We start from the raw sequence: 17,521 nt of genomic DNA, 5'->3' as shown, positions 1-17,521 counted from the left end.
TGTTAACGGGATCCCTCGCTCACGCTTTTTGAAGCCAGCGTTAAACTGCCGAACCTGCTGGAGGCGGGCTGGGCAGGAAACCCAGGTGAACTTCTGTGGCTGGCCTCTGTGAGCCCGGTTGTGCTTCCGCAATAGAACCTGCCTCACAGAGGCCGGCTACAACGTACAATGATGCCAACCGGATTGGTGCCATGGGTGCAACTTGGGAGCGGATTGATGCGTCTGACTCGACTGGGAATCCTTTTGGTGAGTTGCTGTTGCGCAGCCACCTGTTGCGGACAAATCCTGCCTGCTGACACTGACACGGACTTGTACTCGCTGGTGATCGCACCGATCGATTTGACCGATGCCACTCGCGCGATGACCGTCTACGACCCCGACGTAAACGGTTTCATCGACAAATGATTTGGAACCGGCCGGCACGCAAGAATCCAGCCGCCAGATCAACCACTTGGCGGTCGAAGAGCAGCGAATTGTGAGTCGCGCCCAAGGTGATTCGATCGCGCAGCCCGGGCATCGTCGTATTTTTCAGGGGAACCAGACAGTCGTACTTGGCCGCGATCACACCGATTTCCAACTGGTCGGGCGACGGCAAAGAATTGACGTAGCTGTCCGGCGCATCGGACAGTTCCGAAAACGGGCGACTGATCCATTTTGTGATTCCCGACGACAGTCGCGCCAACGGAAGCCCCGAAATCGGCGGCGCCAAAAAAACGATTCGCCGCAGCCCGTCGGGCTGAGAATCGCACAGCGCGGCGCGTGTGATCGCCGACCCCATGCTGTGGGCGACGATGTGAAAACGTTCATCCGCCTCGTCTAATTTGTCCAGGTAGGCGCGCAGCCGCTGGGCATGTCCTTCCACAGTTCCCCACAGACTGTGATAGGACCAACAGACTGCCTTGAACCCACGCTTGGAAAGTCGATAGCGCAACGGTTGCGTGAACACGGAACTACAGGCATAGCCATGAATGACGATAACGGTTTCAGAAACGCTATTCACTTTTCGCAGTATCAATCAAAAAGTTGACAAGGTCGTCGTCTTGGAAAAAGCCCGGCCAAGCACTATGCCCTTGGCCTTCGATTCGTTTCAGCGTGATGTTCGACTGAGCACCATTGGCATGATAGGTTGTTTCAAACGCGCCGGAGTTTTGTTTTAGTGGAACAAGCGTATCCTCCGTCCCATGGATCAGAAAAACCGGAATCTTTGCCTGGGCAATACGATCAACCCGTTTAATCGGATTCAGTTCCAATTGCTTCTCGAGCAGTTCTTTCGCCGAGACGCCATAAACCGCCGCAGCCCGCTCGACGCCTGGGTAGCTCGTGTAATCAAACACGGGATAGATCCCACCGATCGCCGCCACGCGTTCGGGATGTTCAATCGCGAACCGGGCCACCGCCAAGCCACCACGGCTGCGGCCCAGCAAGACCGGCCGGGAGCTATAGCCGCGTGAAACCATTTCGTCATACAGCGCATCAAAGAGGGGCTGGCTATACGGACTTCCATAGCCCTCGCCGATGTCGATGCCGGCGACCGACACGCCAGCGTCCAAAAAGCGTTGATGCATCCAGGTTTCATTTTTATCCGGGTATCGACGCAGTGTCGGCGCGTAGAAAACCCATGGTTTTCCATGTTTTGTCGTCGCCGGATTTTCCGCTGCCATCAAAAATGCATGTCGATCCGCGACACGAAACGACTCGCCCTGCGGCAGAACTTGAACGCGTTTGATCCGCGCGGCCTGTTGTGCGTCCCACATCTTGCCCGCGTTGTGCGTTCGTCCTTGTTCCTTTTCTAGCACCGTTGGGCTGATCCCTTCGGATGCCATCGCGATCGATTGGTCCAGTTGGTTCTGCCAGGCAGCAACCAATTCCTCCAGCACATTGGCATGGGGTAGCGCCAGATCTGTTGACTCGCCACGGTCGGTTGCCAAGTCATACAACTCCCATGGTTCGCCTTCGGGGGCCACGGCTTTCCAATCCCCGCGGCGCATCGCCTTGTGTCCGTCGTGATACCACCATAGTGAACGCGGCGGGGCATCAACCTGGTGTTCCAATTCCGCCACAAAGCTTTCTCCGGGCGGTGGCGGTGCATCTTGGCGATGTGACGCGCCGGCCAGTTGCAGAATCGTTGGAACGATATCGATCACATGGTGCGGATTGCGACGATAATCGCCACCGCTGCGAACACGCGCCGGCCAGGAAACCAACATCGGAGTCGAAATGCCGCCCTCGTGGGTCCACGTTTTGTGACGTCGAAAGGGCGTGTTACAGGCCGTCGACCAGCCCGGCCCCAGACACAGATAGGTCGCCCCGGAACCAGGCGCCGCGCTGGGGTCGTGCCCGTCGCCGCGAACCATGATTTCAGCGCTCGCGCCGTTGTCGGACAGGAACATCACCAACGTGTCGTCCCATCGCCCCATTTGGCGAATCTGATCGAACACCCGACCAATTTCCAAATCCATACGGTGAATCATCGCCGCGTGAATTGCCATTTTGGTCGCTTGGAACTCCTGTTGCGCTGGCGTTAAATTCTTCCACGGCAGCGGACGATTGAGCTCGCCGTCACCCAAAATCTCAAAGGCGTCGGGAAAGTGGTAGGGTGGCCCCAATTCTCGCTCGACAGCGGAGACCTGGCCGATCGTTGCCGGGTCCAGCAATCCCATCGATTGCATTCGCTGCCAACGTTGCGCCCGGATCACATCCCAACCAACCGTATAGGTGTCCGAATAAATCGCAATGTCTTGTGGCAGCGCATGCAATGGAAAATGCGGCGCGGTGAATGCCAGATACTGAAAGAATGGTTTGTCGGCGTGATTGGCGGCATGGTCTTTTAAATTGTCAATTGCGTCGTCAGCCATCGCGCTGGTCAGGTAAAAATCCTCCCGAAACTGCAGCGGTTTTTCACGCTTCCCGCCGGCCGTTTCCTTCACTTCAAAATACCGACCGGTCTGATTCAACGACGTCCGATCGAATCCCGAATCAAGCGGTTGGCCGTCGATATGCCATTTCCCGGTGTGATACGAGCGATAGCCAGCGGTCGACAGCATTTTCGGTAGCAGTTCTGCCCACTCGGGGCGTTCGCCACGACCACCACTGGGAATCCCCGGCAAATGGTCTCGGCGAATCTGTTGGGCGTAATAGCCGGTCAGCATGGATCCACGCGTCGGCCAGCATCGACCGGTGTTGTAGAACTGCGTGAACCGCAGTCCCGTCTCCGCGAGCGAATCCAATTGAGGCGTTTGAATCTCGCCGCCATAGCAACCGAGATCCGAAAATCCCAAATCATCTGCCAGTATCAACAACACGTTGGGTGGATCGGCAAAACAATCGGCCCTGCCCGCCGCTGCGATCACCAGCAACCAGCACAGGCAAATCAAGGATCGAAAACGATTGTCGCTGCCAGCGACCGTCAAATCGCTGGCCCATTTGGAGTGTCGAGGGGGAATCAGTCTAAGCATCAAATTGATCTGGCGAGTGGTACGGTAGGATATTCGATTGTCACATCCTAACGCAGGCGCCCGGCAAGCGCTTGCATCAGGGGTTTCCTTGGCTCATGCGTTTTGGGTTCGATCGTAGCTGATCCCGCCAGGGTTCAGTCGGTTGGGGTGCAGACGCGTCTGAACCGTGGCCGGTCCAGCGACGGCCTTTTGACGTTGCAAACTATCTGGGTTCCATTGTCAGTGTACAATTGCTTCTGTTGTGTTGTTCCGATCGTGCCCCGCCCTGATTTTCCCGCCCAATCGTCCCGCCGATGCACTGTATGTCTCGATTCGTTTGCCTGTGGATGCTAATGGCCTCGGTTGCATTCGCCCAGGACGACAACGACTCCACTGCTCCACCGCTGCGGCTAATCGCCGGAGGCCGATTCATTCAGGGCACAGACGGTGGGGAGCGGGCGCTGCAGCAGGCGTTTCCGCTGTCGACGGCCGGCCAAGGATTTGGCAACGCCGAATCCCCCGCTCACCCGACTTGGATCACCAAGCCTTTTTTTATCTCGACAACCGAAGTCACGGTGGGCCAATTCAACGCGTTTGTGCAAGCGACCGGTTACCAGACGACCGCCGAGCGGGGGCAGACTGAAATGGTCGGCTGGGATCCGACGCCCGACGACAAACCGCTGTATCAATCGCACGACTTTTCTCGCGATCGTCGCTTCACGTGGAAAGACCCCGGATTTCCGCAAACCGATCGCCACCCGGTTGTCGGTGTCAGCTGGCAAGACGCCAAAGCCTACTGCCGCTGGCTGGGCGACCAAGACGGCGCGGTCTATCGATTGCCGACCGAAGCGGAATGGGAATTTGCCTGCCGCGCCGGCACATCGACTTGGTTCTCATTCGGTGACAGCGCCAAAGGCGTCGCGTATCAACACGCCAATTTTGGCAACGTGGAACTGGAAAAACATCGCCCCCACGCCGCAGAGCGACAATGGTTACTGGACTGGGACAATGACCCCGAAGATGGCAATGTTTTTACGGCAGCGGTTGGCAGTTACCAGCCCAACGCGTTTGGCATTCACGACATGCACGGCAACGTTTGGGAATGGTGTGAAGACCTATGGTTGGACACGGTCTACAAAGATTTCGAGCGGCCCAAATACGACCGTCCTGCCGGCACCGCCGTCGATCCCGTCAACAGGGACCGTCCGCAAACCGACGTCAATGATTTCCACACCATCCGCGGTGGCAGCTGGTACAACGGTGACCTGATCTGTCGCTCGGCCAATCGAACTCACTGGGACGCCGAAGACGCAGCCTGCTACATCGGTTTTCGCATCGTACGAGAGGCCGACCCGCTGCAGTCGACGACGGCCCGAGAAGCCTATCAGCGCGAGCAAGCCACGCTCGCTGCGATCAAAGATGCGGGGGGAGAACTGCATTCGTCGGATGGGCTGAACACCGAATTGCGACTGGAAGCCAAGCATCTCGATCGCGAACTGTTTCGCCAACTCGCGCTGTTGCCCGATTTAAACCGATTGAGCATTCGGACTCGCCAACGCGATCTCTCTCTCACTCAGTCCGCACTTGATACGATCGCGGACCTGAACCGTCTGCGCGAAGTGGACTTTCAATCCGGATTGGGACTCGACAAGCTTGATTTGTCGCCGCTGTGTCGCCTGACCAATCTGGAAACGCTGAAATTTTCGCGTCAAGATCCGTTGAATGACGTTCAAATCGAAACGCTGTCGGGGCTGACATCGTTGGTCGAATTTGAGTGTTTTGGGATCGGTGGCGGATTGACCGATTCCGGCATTCAAACGCTTGCAGGAAATCGACAGTTGCGTTCGCTAAAGATCTGGGAGAACCAAGCCAGTGGGGATTTCCTAGCGGCTTTCCAAGGTTGTCCGCTACAAACGTTCGTCTGCACCGCTCGCAATGGTGACGGTGCGATGACCGAGGATGGGGCCAACCGGCTAAGCGATTTTGGTGACCTGCGAGTCTTAGCCCTGGACCAACATTCCAATCTTCACTCGACGGCGATGCAGACCATCGGCGGTCTCAGCAAACTGCGGCAGCTCGGCCTGCGCGGATGCACTGGACTTCGCGATTCGGATTTCCGCCACTTGGCTGGACTAACTGAACTGCGTGAACTGGATTTGATGGACTGTGGCGCCGGCAATCAAGCTGCGGAGGCGTTGGTACAGATCCCACGTTTGGAATCGCTGAAAATCGGCAACGAATCCATTGGCGATAGTTCCCCTTTAGATGATTCAGGCCTTGCCGCTCTGTCGCACGCTTTCTCGATCGAGCGATTGGAGTTGGGGTCCAATGCGATCAGCGACAAAGGCATCGAATACTTGGGACGCATCAATCGGCTGCGGTGGTTGACGGTGACCTCGCAGGGCGTCACTGGATCCGGTCTCGGTCCGCTAACGTTATTGCCCAATCTACAAGAACTGTCACTGCGGACTCCGGGTTTGACGGATGTCGCATTTGAATATCTGGCCACTGCCAAACAGCTGACAAAAGTCAAACTCGCTCACCGCGGTGTGCAACCAGCGTCCGCGCTGACCAATCAAGGACTGATGAAAATGGCAGCTGCGGTTTGGCTAAGAGAGCTTTGGGTTGCACGTAACGACACCCAGATCACCGAGGACCAAATCAAGCAATTGGATTCGCTGATGCCCAAGACCAACGTGATCCCTTACACCGTGACATGGGAATGAATGATTCAATGCGTTTGATCAGCCTGACCCTTTCGTTTGTTCTGCTACTCGCGCCGGTCGGCCTGTTCAGTGCGGCGTCTGCTGCTGAGACCCCCGCTAGCGATCGCGATCGCGCTGGCATTTCAACGTTGGTGCAAACCTATTGCATCGATTGTCATGGACCGGACCTGCAGGAGAGTGATCTACGATTGGACACATTGCCGCTCGACCTGAAAGATCCACAATCCGCGGCCAAATGGGTCGAGGTGATGGACAATCTGAATTTAGGTGAAATGCCGCCTGAAGGTGAGCCAAAGCCGCCAGTGGAATTGACCGAACAAGTGGTCGACTGGATCGCCAAAGAGCTCAAGCACAGTGCGACCATGGCCAATGGAACCGGCGGGCGTGTGCTGATGCGACGGTTGAATCGTAAGGAGTACGCCAACATCGTACGCGATCTGCTGCGAGTCGATTTCTTGCCCGGCGAAGGACCGGCGGATCTGTTGCCGCCCGATGGCAAGATGAACGGATTTGATACCGTCAGCAAGGCGCTGTTGCTGGATCCATCACTGATGGAAAAGTATTTTGATGTCGCCGCTGCGGTCGCCGACAAGGCGATCGTTACCGGGCCACCGCCAGTGCCGACCCGCCGCAATCGGATGGAATACGAAGACATCACCGGTGGAATCGAGTACATCAAACACGTCCGCGACACAATCATGGTTGAAAACGGAATCATCTCGTTATCACACGGTATGCGTTCCGACCAGAACCTGCGCCATCCCTGGAATGATCAACTGATTCCGGTGCGTGGACGTTACCGTGTCCGTGTCCGCGTGGGAGCCGATCCGAAAGACCGCGAGCAGTTGTACATCCGCATTTCGCGCGGTGGTGATGGGGATCTGTATTTTGGGAAAGTGCCGGGAACATTGCAGAAGCCCGAAGTGATAGAAATCGAACGCGCATTTGATGTTCCTGGAAGCGACGAGATCGGCATCCAATTCGAAGACGCACCCGGATTTGGTCGCGTCAACTACCACTACTCCAATACCCGAAAACAGGCCGCCGCAGAACTCGAAGCGGGCAATGCGAAACGCGCTGGTCGGATTCGCGCCCAATTGTTCGCCCAAGGCTTTCCCAACCAAGGTCGTCAAGAACCTGATACCCGGACCACGGATCATCTGCCGCGAGTCTTGTTCGATTGGATTGAAGTGGAGGGCCCGTTGTACGACCAGTGGCCGCCCAAAAGCACCGAAACGCTGTTCCACCGCGGTTTGGACGAGTCGGAATTTGATTTGCAGTACGCCCGAGAAATCTTTGCCCGCTTGTTGCCGCGCGCCTTTCGTCGTCCGGTCGATGCAATCGAAGTCGAACGCATCGTCGGTATCGTTGATGGCGAAATGCAGCACGGCGCAAACTTTCCGGCGGCCCTGCAATCGGGAATTGTCGCGATGCTGTGCAGTCCAGCTTTCTTATTGGTCGCTGAATTGGACCATGATCAAAACCCAAGTCAGGCCATCGAGACAAAATTGGTCGCCGCAACACGGCGACTGAATCCACATGAATTAGCATTTCGGTTGAGCCTGTTTCTGTGGAGTTCGATTCCTGACGCTCCACTGCGATCGAATGCCGACGACGGAACGCTTAACGATCCAGACGTGCTGTTGCAACAGGTGCGGCGAATGCTTGCCGATCCGCGTTCCCAGGCGTTGGTCGATGGGTTTGCACGCCAGTGGTTGAAGGCCGACGAGTTTGATCGATTTGCCATCGACCAGAATTTGTACCGAGATTTCTATCGCACGCAGAACGCCGGATTGAACGAAGCCATCAATGCCGAACCGATCGAGTTTTTTGCCCAAGTGCTTCGCAATGGTGAAAACGTGCTCGATTTCTTGGATAGCGATTGGACGATGGCCAATGAAACGTTGGCACGTTATTACGGGATCCCCGATGTCCAGGGAGACGATTTTGTTCGTGTGGCCTTGCCCAAATCAACCCATCGTGGCGGGTTGGCTACGATGGCAGCGCTGCACAAATGGGGCAGCGATGGGAATCGCACCAAGCCGGTCGAGCGAGGCAAGTACCTGTTGGATGTACTGTTCAATGATCCTCCCAAACCGCCACCGCCAAATGTCGGTGAAGTTGAACCAAATGTAAAAGGCGAACAGCTGACGGTCAGGCAACGTTTGGACCAGCACCGCAGCATCCCAGCGTGTGCAAGTTGTCACCGCACCATCGATCCCTATGGATTGGCATTGGAGAATTTCAGCGTGACCAGTCGTTGGAGGACCAAACAAGACGGCGAGCGACCGTGGTGGCCTGACGAAGCCATCATCGACGCCACAGGCACGCTACCCAACGGAGTCGCCTTTACCACCGTTGAACAATTTCGCGCCGCACTCCGCGACCAAGGCGATCGCTTTCTACGCGGGCTCGCCGAAAAGATGTTTACCTATGCACTCGGGCGAATCGTCGAACCAGCGGACCATGCTACAATCGACACCTTGGTGCAACGCATGAAATCCCAGGATCATACGCTAAACAGCTTGATCGAGGGCATCGTTCTGTCCGACGCATTTTTGACGAAGTGAATAGATGAGCAAAATCCACGCGCCTCGAATCGATCGCCGCACACTCTTGCGGGGCACCGGTGCGGCAATGGCCCTGCCGGCCTTACTCGCGATGCAACCCAAGCGCGCCCATGCCGACGCGGCAAACGCTGCACAGCCAAAACGACTGGGGCTGTTCTATTTTGGCACCGGCATGAACATGCGCGAGTTGGAACCCGTGGACGAGGGGCGCGACTACACGCTGTCGCCGACGTTGAAAACGGTGGCCGCGCACAAACAAGACTTCACCGTCCTGTCCGGGACCTATTTGGAACATGGTGGAGGTCATCAAGGCGACTACACGTTTTCTACCGGTGTCAAAGCCAAAGACGGAAGTTCCATTCAGAACGCCGTGTCGATGGATCAGATTGCGGCCGAACAACTGGGGCGGCAGACGCGTTTCCCATCGCTGCAAATGTGCATTCAGCGTGGCACCGGATTCGGCGGCAACCTGAGAACCCTGGCGTGGAACCGTGATGGGGTTCCGCTAGCCTCGGAGAATGATCCCCACGTGTTGTTCAACAAGTTGTTCAAGGTCGATGGACCCAGCGAAAAACAATTGCGACAGCAGGGCTTTCGTCAGCGCCGCAGTATTCTGGATTTGGTGCTGGACGATGCCAAACGGATGCAACGCGTCGTCGGCAGCCAGGATGGCGTCAAATTGGACGAGTACTTCAGCAGCGTGCGCGAAGTCGAGAAACAGCTTCAGCGCGATATTGATTGGAGCACCAAACCTAAACCGCAAGTCGCGACGGACTCCATGAGCGATTTTTCGGAAAGCTATCAGATCAATCAGCCGGCCGGACAATTCGTCTACGAGAAGTATGCGAAAATGATGTACGACTTGATCGCGTTGGCCTACGAAACCGATTCCACACGCGTGATCAGCTATGTCGTGCGTCAGGAAAGCTCGGGTGGAACGTTCCCCGAATTCGGTGTCTCCAAAGGGTTCCACGAACTGACACACCACGGTAACGATCCAAAGAACTTGGCGGAATTGGCCCAGGTCGATCGGATCTATTTGTCACATTGGAACTACTTCCTCGATCGGCTCAAGTCGTTCACACAGCCAGACGGATCGAGTCTGCTAGACCACACCGTGCTAGGGTTTTCCAGCGGCATGGGGATCGGACATTCCAAAGATCGCTTGCCCAGTTGTCTGTTCGGAGGCAAAGCCGCCGGGATCGCCCATCAGGGCCACCTGAGATTGCCCGATCAAACGCCCCTGTCACGTCTATGGCACACAATGCTCGACCGAGTGGGCGTGGATCCCGGCCCACAATTCCAAGACTCCACCGGTGTGATCAACGAACTGATCGCCTAGCCCCACGCAGTCACCGTTGGAGTTCACGCTTTAGCGTGCCGCAGTCGGTCGGTTCATCAAAGTTCGGATTCAATCTATTGATCCAACCCGTGGTAGCCCCAAACGTGGTAGTTGTCCGCTGGTGTACTCTTGCCAAGTCGTTCTTCGATGTTCCAGACCGGTTGGTCGTTGTAGTGGACGTCAATTGCCCAGCAGGTCATCGGTGCGATCGAATAGCGCCAGGACGTTTGACCGTTTTGTTCGGTCGCTTCTAAAACTAAAAACATTTCCGGATCAGTGCCGTGAACGAACGCGAACATGGCACCGTCGACTACGTCTTTCTCGGGATCGGAGTAGCGATACACCGGTTGCGGTAACAGGCGCAGTTTGTACGGTGACCGCGCGGTGTCACCCGAACGGACTTGGAAGTGGTCGACCGCACTAAATTCACTCGCAATCCGCCGCATCTGTCGCAGTCGACTGGCCGCAGAGCGTGAATCCACGACGACGTCCTTGATCGATTTCCAACGAAGTGATTCTGCCGTCGGTTGCCAGGGGATGTCGCCGGTCTTTGTATTGCGCATCGACAATGGCGCTGGCGCCAGCGATTGAGCTTCATGCAGCCAGGTGCCGTTGGCAAGTTGAAACACCTGTGCAACCACAGCCGGGCGAGGTCCATCTTTCCACATCGCAATGATCCCATCGGGGACGCCGCTGACCGGGTTATTGAACCGCATCAAGGGACGGTCGTCCAGCGTCAAGTGGCGTTCCGATTGCCCTGTCGTTTTGACATCATAAACCCGCGACTGAGTCAACATCGTCTTCAAACGCTCGGCCGACAGAGCTTCATCGACCACCCCACCGCGAATATCAACCACCTGACCCTTGTCGTCTGGTACCAGGGGTTCGTCGGCAATTGCCAGGGCGGAAGCAAACAAGAACGTTGATGCGGCGATTCCGCAGGTCCACCATTGCGACTGTATCTTCACGAGACGTTCCACCTGATTGATTGAAAGGTTGCAAGGCAAACTAAGACATTATGTCTTGATTGGCAGCAGTTCGCAATCCACGCAAGCATTTTTGCCCATCAACTTGGTCCGGTATGGCAAACATCTGTCGACAGCCATCGCCAACCGGAGGATCATCCCGGACTGGCTGATTGTCCCGCCTGATCAGCCGCTTCAACTGAGGAGATTCTGGTTGCCGCTAGCTGGGGTCGCCAGATTGCAACAAACTCATCGGCCGCGAGCGGTGAATGGTGAGTGCCGGCCACGCTGCGCAAAGTATTCCTAACAATAGGACCAACAAGAAACCGCAGCCAATCGGCAACCAAGGGACGACCATCGGGGGATGCAATCCACCAAAGAAACTGGTGTATTGTGCCAGCCCCGCTCCACACCAACCGCTCAAAATCCCAAAACCAACGCTCAGTATACCGGCGATCAACGCGATAAACAGGCCTTCGACCAGAATCGCACGAGCAAGATCCGAACTGGTGAATCCGATCGAACGGAGCACACCGAACTCCCATCGTCTCGCACGTACCGACGCCAACATCACATTCAACACGCCTAAGCAAGCGATCAGCAACGTGATGAGTGGGACAAAGCTAATGATCCAAATCCATCGCCGCGCCGATCCGGTCAATTGGTCGCGGATCCCTTGGACCGGCACCACCCGAGCGCTTGCCTGCGCGCCCTCCATCGCAGGCAGTGACTTCAGCATTGAGTCGGCTGCTGCTTCGATCGACGCCACGTCTGTGTTAGGCTTTGAATACGAAAACCAAACATGCGAAGCCGCTGGTAAGTCGAAATCGGATGCCACGGATTCGTAGTCGGCAAACACCAGCGCAGCGGCGCGGTGGGTACGGGGTCGCAGCCCGGTCATTTTTGTTTGCCAATGCCAGCCAGGTAATCGTACGGCGCCTACGATGGTGTAGATCACAGGGTTGCCAGCGTTTCGAGGCGGATCCAGTGCAATCGTGTCGCCGAGGCCGAGTCCCGTTTCTCTCAAAAAGTGATCCGGCACCACACAGGCATGTCCCCGTTTCATTTTTTCTGCCGCTTCGGTAGCGCTGCCAGCGACCCAATCCAATTGCAATAGCGGCCGATCCCCTGCAAACGCACCCGTTGGATCAAGTCCAACAATCACCACGTTGTCTTGACGGGTCACCGAAGCACGATCCGCACTGCTGGTCAGATCGTCAACCAATCGCGGTTGTTCGACGACCAGTGGCAAACAGCGATCTGAATCCACCTGTTCATGCATCGCAAGTTCGGTGATGCGGTCCGGCGGCATTCCGGGTTTCAGGACGATCATCGCATCCGGTGCCCAGGATCCAGGGACGAACGCCTTGAGCATGGTCGCACCCCAAACGTGAATCCCAACGAACAAACCCAATCCGAACGCCATCGCGGTCGACGCCCCGACGGTACGCCAGAGATTGCTTGTGATTTGACTGGCCAACAATTTCGGGTCGATCCCAAACGCGCGCGCCAGAGAGGGACTGGAATAGCGATCGACAACGAAGACGAGCGACGGAGCGAGCACGACGAAGCCGGTCGCCATGCATGCGAATCCCACGACCAGCGCCAGCCAGATTTGATTCTCACTTGGCGGGAAAACAAATGTCAGCAGCGGTCCGGTTGCGATCAATAAAATACCCAACGCGACACTTCGCCATGAGAGTGACGCTTCGGCAGCCGCCTGTCCGCGTGGCGCCATGGCATCGACAGGTTTGACGCGGGATGCTCGATAAGTCGGTATGATCGCAGCCAGCAATGCACCGCCAAAGGCTGTAATTGCGGCCAGGCTTAAACTGCGGGTCCCGAATCCCAGGCCGTGATGCAGTAATTTTGAAAACGACAGCTCGACCAGTGCGAGCAAGGTCCAACCGGATGCGATTCCCACCACCAACCCCGTCGTGCCGAGCACCAGCGATTCGACCACAATCAGGCAACCGACTTGGCGGCGTGTCAGCACCACCGCACGCAGCACCGCGTACTGACGAATGCGTTCGGTCACACCCATACTGAGTGAACCGAAAATCACAAGCATAGCGACGAGCATTGCGACGCCCGTTGCGGCAAACGACTGTAGCCGCACATTTGCCGCGGCCGATGCTTGATCCAGCGCTTCCTCGATCTCAAACGCTTCCTGAAACTGGAGCGGTGTGGAATAGTTGCTTAGACGGGGCGCCCAACCGAAGCGAAACTGGGTGATGTCGGCTTGGGGGTCGATCGCCAATCCCAACAAACTGATCCGTGCGGTTTCACCCGAGATATGCTCAGCCAGCGGGACCGAAATGAATGCTTCGCCGGAACTAGGGGTCAACATTGAAATCCCCACGGCCTCGGCACCAGTTAAAGACGGTGCGTCGGCAAGACCGACAACTTGCAATTTCATCTCCGTTTCCCCGCTGGAACTTGGCCGAGGAAATTCGACGATGATTTCATCATTCACTTGGATTTGACGACGCTTAGCAACATCGGAGCGCAATACCACTTGATTTTCCGTTGCGGAATCACCGTTGATCCAATGTCCGTGCGCGATGTCAAACGCTGGCGTGGTGGAATCAGTTGCCAAAAACAATAGGCTAGGCAGTTGACCGCGCGGTCCCGATCCGGGCCCCAGGTCGGCTGTCTGGTCCACACGTGCCACGGGCACATCATCGGTGTGCGACTTGTTCGTGACCGAGACAGATTTGATCCCAAACCGGTTCGCCCACATCGGTTCCACCGCCACCACGGCAGGATCATCACGCAGCGGTTGCAGGACTTCCGCCGGCACCACCTCAGCCGCATCACCGCTGATCGGCGCGATCGCTAGTTCGTAGCGTCCGAGTGCAAGGTTGGCGTAATCGTCGTAGGTCTTCTGTAGCGCTTCGTAGCTGCTGCTGACCCAAATCACCATGCACACCGCAGCGGACGTTGCGATCGTGGTCAACAGCACGCGAGTTTTTCGTTCGCGAAGAAATGCCAACGCCAATTTCAAAACCTTCACGCGACGACCTCCGCGCCGAGCAGGGATTGATACTGATTGGCAACCGATTGCGGGTCACGTCGGCCATCGGTCGGGAACTCGGCTAAATTCGTACCGTCTTTGAGCACCACGATTCGGTCCGCCCACATGGCGACATGGGGTTCATGAGTCACCACGACGACCGAGCGTTGTTGTTCATCAACCAGGTCTCGCAGCAACCGACAGATCTGTGTTCCGGAAATTGAATCGAGACTGCCGGTCGGTTCGTCAGCCAACAAAATCGCTGGGTTGCAAATCAGAGCCCGCGCGATTGCGATTCGTTGTTGCTCGCCGCCCGACAGCGCCGCTGGTTTGTGATTCCGGCGCCCTGTCATACCAAGACGTTCAAGCAGTACGTCCACTTGGCGATCGAGATCCGGACCATTGGTCGCCGGCAACCGAAGATTGTCTTCGGCAGACAAACAGGGGATCAAATTGAAAGCCTGAAAGACGATTCCAAGATTTCGTTGTCGAAATTTTGTCAGTGGCACGTCTGACAATTCCGAGAGATCTTGGCCGGCAATCAGAACGCGGCCGCCATCGACATCAATCAATCCCGCGATCGCATGCAGCAAGGTGCTTTTGCCTGAACCTGAGGCACCCATGATCGCGACGAACTCGCCTGGATCGACGACCAGGCTGATGCCGTTGAGCGCAGCGATGGTTGCAGCGCCCTGAGAATATTTTTTCACGACTCGATCGACTTCGAGCGGTGGTTGCGATTCCATTGAATTCATTTGTCAAATGCTGTCTATCAGGGTAAACGAGAGACCATGATAGGCAGAATGACGTGACGGAAATTCCGCCGCGGGCGACCAAAATTTCGTCGCCAAATCGACCACTTAGCAACAGCGGGCTCTGACGAGCCTGATTCTTGCTGCGCGGGCCCCTTAGGCGGCCTGTGGCAGCGCGTCATCGTCGTCGTGGGCGTCCTGCGTCTGGGCATCGCTTTGCGTTTCCACTTCCACGTCGGCGGCAGCGATCATCGGGATGCTGACCGGGCCATCGTCGATCGCCGAATCGTCTTCGTTTTCATTCCGCTGCGCGGTTTGTGGCGCGGTCTGTGGCGCAGCGGCGATGATTTCTTCGCCGCGGAACACGGCGACCACGTCACCGTCGGGACCCTGGATTTTCAGCTCGTCAGGCTCCATGAACCAGGTTGCCCGATGGGTCGTCGCGTCAAAGGTCCGTCCGGAATAAAATCCGTCACGAATCAGAATCGATTCGGACACAATTCCCGCGTCGGACTGGTCCGCGTTTGACTGGCTAGGACTCACGTTTTCACTGATCCAGCGCTGCAGATGGGCACGGACGGTGGCCAAACGTTGTGAGTTAGTCATTCGATAGGGGGTCTGACGAGGATGCGCATCGGAAGTGAACGCCGACGGCCCAGGGGCCCGGGGAGGCTAGAGATGTCCCGTGGGAATTTGAGGGCTGTCGGTGTATCGTTCATCGGCGTTTCGGCGCGGCGGCCCCGCATCAGAGGACACGCAATCGCACTGAGAGCCCAGATTGCCTATTTTGTCAGTCTGGAATTTTGACTTTGACTGTGGAGAGCGTCCTGCCCGGGCGCTGACAGGATGCGTATTTTGCTAAACGAAGACCAGTTGCAAGCGGGCGTGGAGCGGCTGGCGACGGAAATTGATCGGTTCTACGGCGACCAACGCCCCGTCACGGTGATTGCGGTGATGACCGGCAGTGTGGTCTTGTTCGCCGATTTGATTCGACGGTTGTCGATGCCCCAACGCGTGGGCGTGATTCAAGCGTCCAGCTACCGCGGCGGCACCCAATCCCAAGAATTGGAAGTCAATGAGACGATGATGATTGATGTCAAAGGCCGAGACGTGTTGTTGGTCGACGATATTTTTGACACCGGCCGGACTTTGGATAGGCTGACCGGATTGATTCGAGAGCGAGGCGCAAAAACCACCAAAACAGCGGTGCTGCTGCACAAACACCGCCAACACGAGGTCTCGTTGCGGCCTGATTTTGTGGGCTTTGAGATCCCGGATGAGTTTGTCGTCGGCTATGGGCTGGACTATTTGGACATGTATCGAAATCTGCCGTACTTGGCGGTGCTGGAACCGAGCGAAATCGACGCCACCAAAAGCGAATCCGAGCGGTGAGTCGGGCGCTGCGTCGAAAACGTGTGCTGTTGGTGGGTCGTTATTTTTGGCCCCTCGGTTCGATTGATTCGGCCGGCCATCTGATGGACCTGGCCAGTGGTCTGAATCGGGCTGGGATGCAGGTGTCCGTGTTGACGCCCAAGCATTCGATTGTTTGGCCGGATCGATTTACATTTCGCGAACTGGAAGTGCATCGGCCGATCCGGGTGTTTCGTACCGGCTGGACCGCGCGTGGTGATCGTTCGGTTTCACGCTACGTCCGCTACCTGCGAGATTGGATCGCGTCGGATCAATGCAGCTGCGATCTGGTGTTTTGCGACAGCGGCCGCGAGGAAGCGATCGGGGTGGTCGAAGCGGCCAGCGCCAAACAGATTCCGGCGGTGGTTCGAATGTCGGGAAATGGGCGATGCAGCGATTTGAATTTCATTGATGAAAACCGGATGGGAAAACGCTGTCGATCTGCCGCGATCGATGCCAGCGCCGTCGTGCTAAACAATGCCACCGCGCATCGACAATGGTTGGCACGCGGTGGCACTGCCGAAACATCACACCGTATCGCCGTCGGGATCGGGCCAACAATCGAAAGTAGCGTGACCATCCGCCAACAGTTGCGACACTCGCTGGCCAAAATCAACGGAGACCTGTTTGTGCCGGATGCATCGACGGTGGTGTTGTCGGTCGAACCGATGCGTGCCGAATCGGGGCTTGGCACATTGGTCGAGTCGGCGTACTCGTTGGCCGAGAAAATCAATCACCTCCAGTTCTGGTTGATCGGTGACGGTCCCTCACGTGATTCGATCTACACGCGGATTCGAGGCGACGGTTTGCGTCAGATCACTTCCATGCCAGGTTCCTTTGGCCAAACCGACGACGTGTTTGCAGCAGCCGATTTGATGGTGCATGTGGGCGACGAAGGGTTTGATCATCAGATCCCCAGCGCGATCGCGGCATCGTTGCCGTTGGTCATTGCGGATTCACCGACCGCTCGGGAATTCTTTTCCACATCAGCCGTCGACGCGGATCGCGGGATCATCGAAAGCCTGCGCGACGCAGACCAACCGCCCGCCGACAGTGGCGACACGGCGGCCAGTTTACTGTGGTGGTTTGATCCAGCCCGACCGAAAACGCTACGCTTTGCAATTCACCAAATTGTCCGTCACGCAGCAGCGGCGCGCAACCGTGCCGACCGATTGCGGCGACTTTTGCAACGCGAAACGCCACGCTCAGAATCGATTGCTCACTATGTCAATCTTTTTCAGGCACTGATTGATCGGTATCCTTCCACCGCAACCGGGCATGACGCGCCGGAGAATACTTTATGAAA

The 17,521-nt window shown here is 56.7% G+C and carries 12 protein-coding genes; 6 read left to right on the top strand and 6 right to left on the bottom strand.

The features are described 5' to 3' along the window. Positions 1-246 precede the first annotated feature (246 nt). Complete coding sequence (locus NHH03_RS17710; protein WP_253158321.1) at positions 247-405, top strand: hypothetical protein; 159 nt, start codon at positions 247-249, stop codon at positions 403-405. Here NHH03_RS17710 and NHH03_RS17705 read toward each other — a convergent pair. Together NHH03_RS17705 and NHH03_RS17700 are read right to left on the bottom strand one after the other, a co-directional pair. Continuing rightward, positions 392-1,000 carry an alpha/beta fold hydrolase gene (locus NHH03_RS17705; RefSeq protein WP_253158320.1) on the bottom strand — a complete coding sequence of 203 codons (609 nt, stop codon included), beginning with the start codon at positions 998-1,000 and terminating at the stop codon, positions 392-394. The two genes, NHH03_RS17710 and NHH03_RS17705, sit on opposite strands and share 14 nt — an antisense overlap. Further along, positions 993-3,455, bottom strand: a complete 2,463-nt coding sequence (locus NHH03_RS17700; protein WP_253158319.1) for a sulfatase-like hydrolase/transferase — start codon at positions 3,453-3,455, stop codon at positions 993-995. Before NHH03_RS17700 ends, NHH03_RS17705 begins: the two co-directional genes overlap by 8 nt. A gap of 302 nt (positions 3,456-3,757) precedes the next feature. On the opposite strand from NHH03_RS17700, the gene NHH03_RS17695 reads away from it, so the two are divergent. The 3 genes from NHH03_RS17695 to NHH03_RS17685 are packed head-to-tail and all read left to right on the top strand — an operon-like array spanning position 3,758 to position 10,072. Further along, entirely contained in the window at positions 3,758-6,160 is a 2,403-nt protein-coding gene (locus NHH03_RS17695; RefSeq protein ID WP_253158318.1) for an SUMF1/EgtB/PvdO family nonheme iron enzyme, read from the top strand. 8 nt (positions 6,161-6,168) lie between these two features. Beyond that, entirely contained in the window at positions 6,169-8,730 is a 2,562-nt protein-coding gene (locus NHH03_RS17690; protein ID WP_253158317.1) for a DUF1592 domain-containing protein, read from the top strand. Positions 8,731-8,734: 4 nt separating this feature from the next. Beyond that, positions 8,735-10,072, top strand: a complete 1,338-nt coding sequence (locus NHH03_RS17685) for a DUF1552 domain-containing protein (RefSeq protein ID WP_253158316.1) — start codon at positions 8,735-8,737, stop codon at positions 10,070-10,072. 74 nt (positions 10,073-10,146) lie between these two features. Here the strand turns inward: NHH03_RS17685 and NHH03_RS17680 are convergent, their stop codons facing one another. The 4 genes from NHH03_RS17680 to NHH03_RS17665 all read right to left on the bottom strand — a co-directional run bounded on the left by NHH03_RS17680 (position 10,147) and on the right by NHH03_RS17665 (position 15,411). Next, positions 10,147-11,040 (bottom strand): hypothetical protein, encoded by an 894-nt coding sequence (locus NHH03_RS17680; protein ID WP_253158315.1) that lies wholly within the window; start codon positions 11,038-11,040, stop codon positions 10,147-10,149. Between the two features lie 217 nt (positions 11,041-11,257). Beyond that, on the bottom strand, positions 11,258-14,053 hold the full coding sequence (locus NHH03_RS17675) for an FtsX-like permease family protein (RefSeq protein WP_253158314.1): 2,796 nt from the start codon (positions 14,051-14,053) through the stop codon (positions 11,258-11,260). Next, positions 14,050-14,808 (bottom strand): ABC transporter ATP-binding protein, encoded by a 759-nt coding sequence (locus tag NHH03_RS17670; RefSeq protein ID WP_253158313.1) that lies wholly within the window; start codon positions 14,806-14,808, stop codon positions 14,050-14,052. The genes NHH03_RS17675 and NHH03_RS17670 overlap by 4 nt, the downstream gene beginning before the upstream one ends. Before the next feature lie 153 nt (positions 14,809-14,961). Beyond that, positions 14,962-15,411 carry a hypothetical protein gene (locus NHH03_RS17665; protein ID WP_253158312.1) on the bottom strand — a complete coding sequence of 150 codons (450 nt, stop codon included), beginning with the start codon at positions 15,409-15,411 and terminating at the stop codon, positions 14,962-14,964. Positions 15,412-15,651: 240 nt separating this feature from the next. On the opposite strand from NHH03_RS17665, the gene hpt reads away from it, so the two are divergent. Together hpt and NHH03_RS17655 are read left to right on the top strand one after the other, a co-directional pair. Continuing rightward, on the top strand, positions 15,652-16,197 hold the full coding sequence (gene hpt, locus NHH03_RS17660; RefSeq protein ID WP_253158311.1) for a hypoxanthine phosphoribosyltransferase: 546 nt from the start codon (positions 15,652-15,654) through the stop codon (positions 16,195-16,197). After that, the gene (locus NHH03_RS17655; protein ID WP_253158310.1) at positions 16,194-17,519 is read left to right on the top strand and encodes a glycosyltransferase; all 1,326 of its coding nucleotides are present in this window, start codon (positions 16,194-16,196) and stop codon (positions 17,517-17,519) included. The genes hpt and NHH03_RS17655 overlap by 4 nt, the downstream gene beginning before the upstream one ends. The last annotated feature ends 2 nt before the right edge of the window (positions 17,520-17,521 follow it).

Origin of the sequence: Stieleria tagensis, assembly GCF_024129865.1 — a bacterium.
GTDB lineage: Bacteria > Planctomycetota > Planctomycetia > Pirellulales > Pirellulaceae > Stieleria > Stieleria tagensis.
This window is presented reverse-complemented; position numbering and strand designations above follow the sequence as displayed.

Bases quoted from the DNA above. Each gene is read 5' to 3' on its own strand.
- NHH03_RS17700 (WP_253158319.1), bottom strand. From the start codon at position 3,455: ATGCTTAGACTGATTCCCCCTCGACACTCCAAATGGGCCAGCGATTTG.
- NHH03_RS17695 (WP_253158318.1), top strand. From the start codon at position 3,758: ATGTCTCGATTCGTTTGCCTGTGGATGCTAATGGCCTCGGTTGCATTC.
- NHH03_RS17690 (WP_253158317.1), top strand. From the start codon at position 6,169: ATGCGTTTGATCAGCCTGACCCTTTCGTTTGTTCTGCTACTCGCGCCG.
- NHH03_RS17685 (WP_253158316.1), top strand. From the start codon at position 8,735: ATGAGCAAAATCCACGCGCCTCGAATCGATCGCCGCACACTCTTGCGG.
- NHH03_RS17670 (WP_253158313.1), bottom strand. From the start codon at position 14,808: ATGAATTCAATGGAATCGCAACCACCGCTCGAAGTCGATCGAGTCGTG.
- NHH03_RS17665 (WP_253158312.1), bottom strand. From the start codon at position 15,411: ATGACTAACTCACAACGTTTGGCCACCGTCCGTGCCCATCTGCAGCGC.
- hpt (WP_253158311.1), top strand. From the start codon at position 15,652: ATGCGTATTTTGCTAAACGAAGACCAGTTGCAAGCGGGCGTGGAGCGG.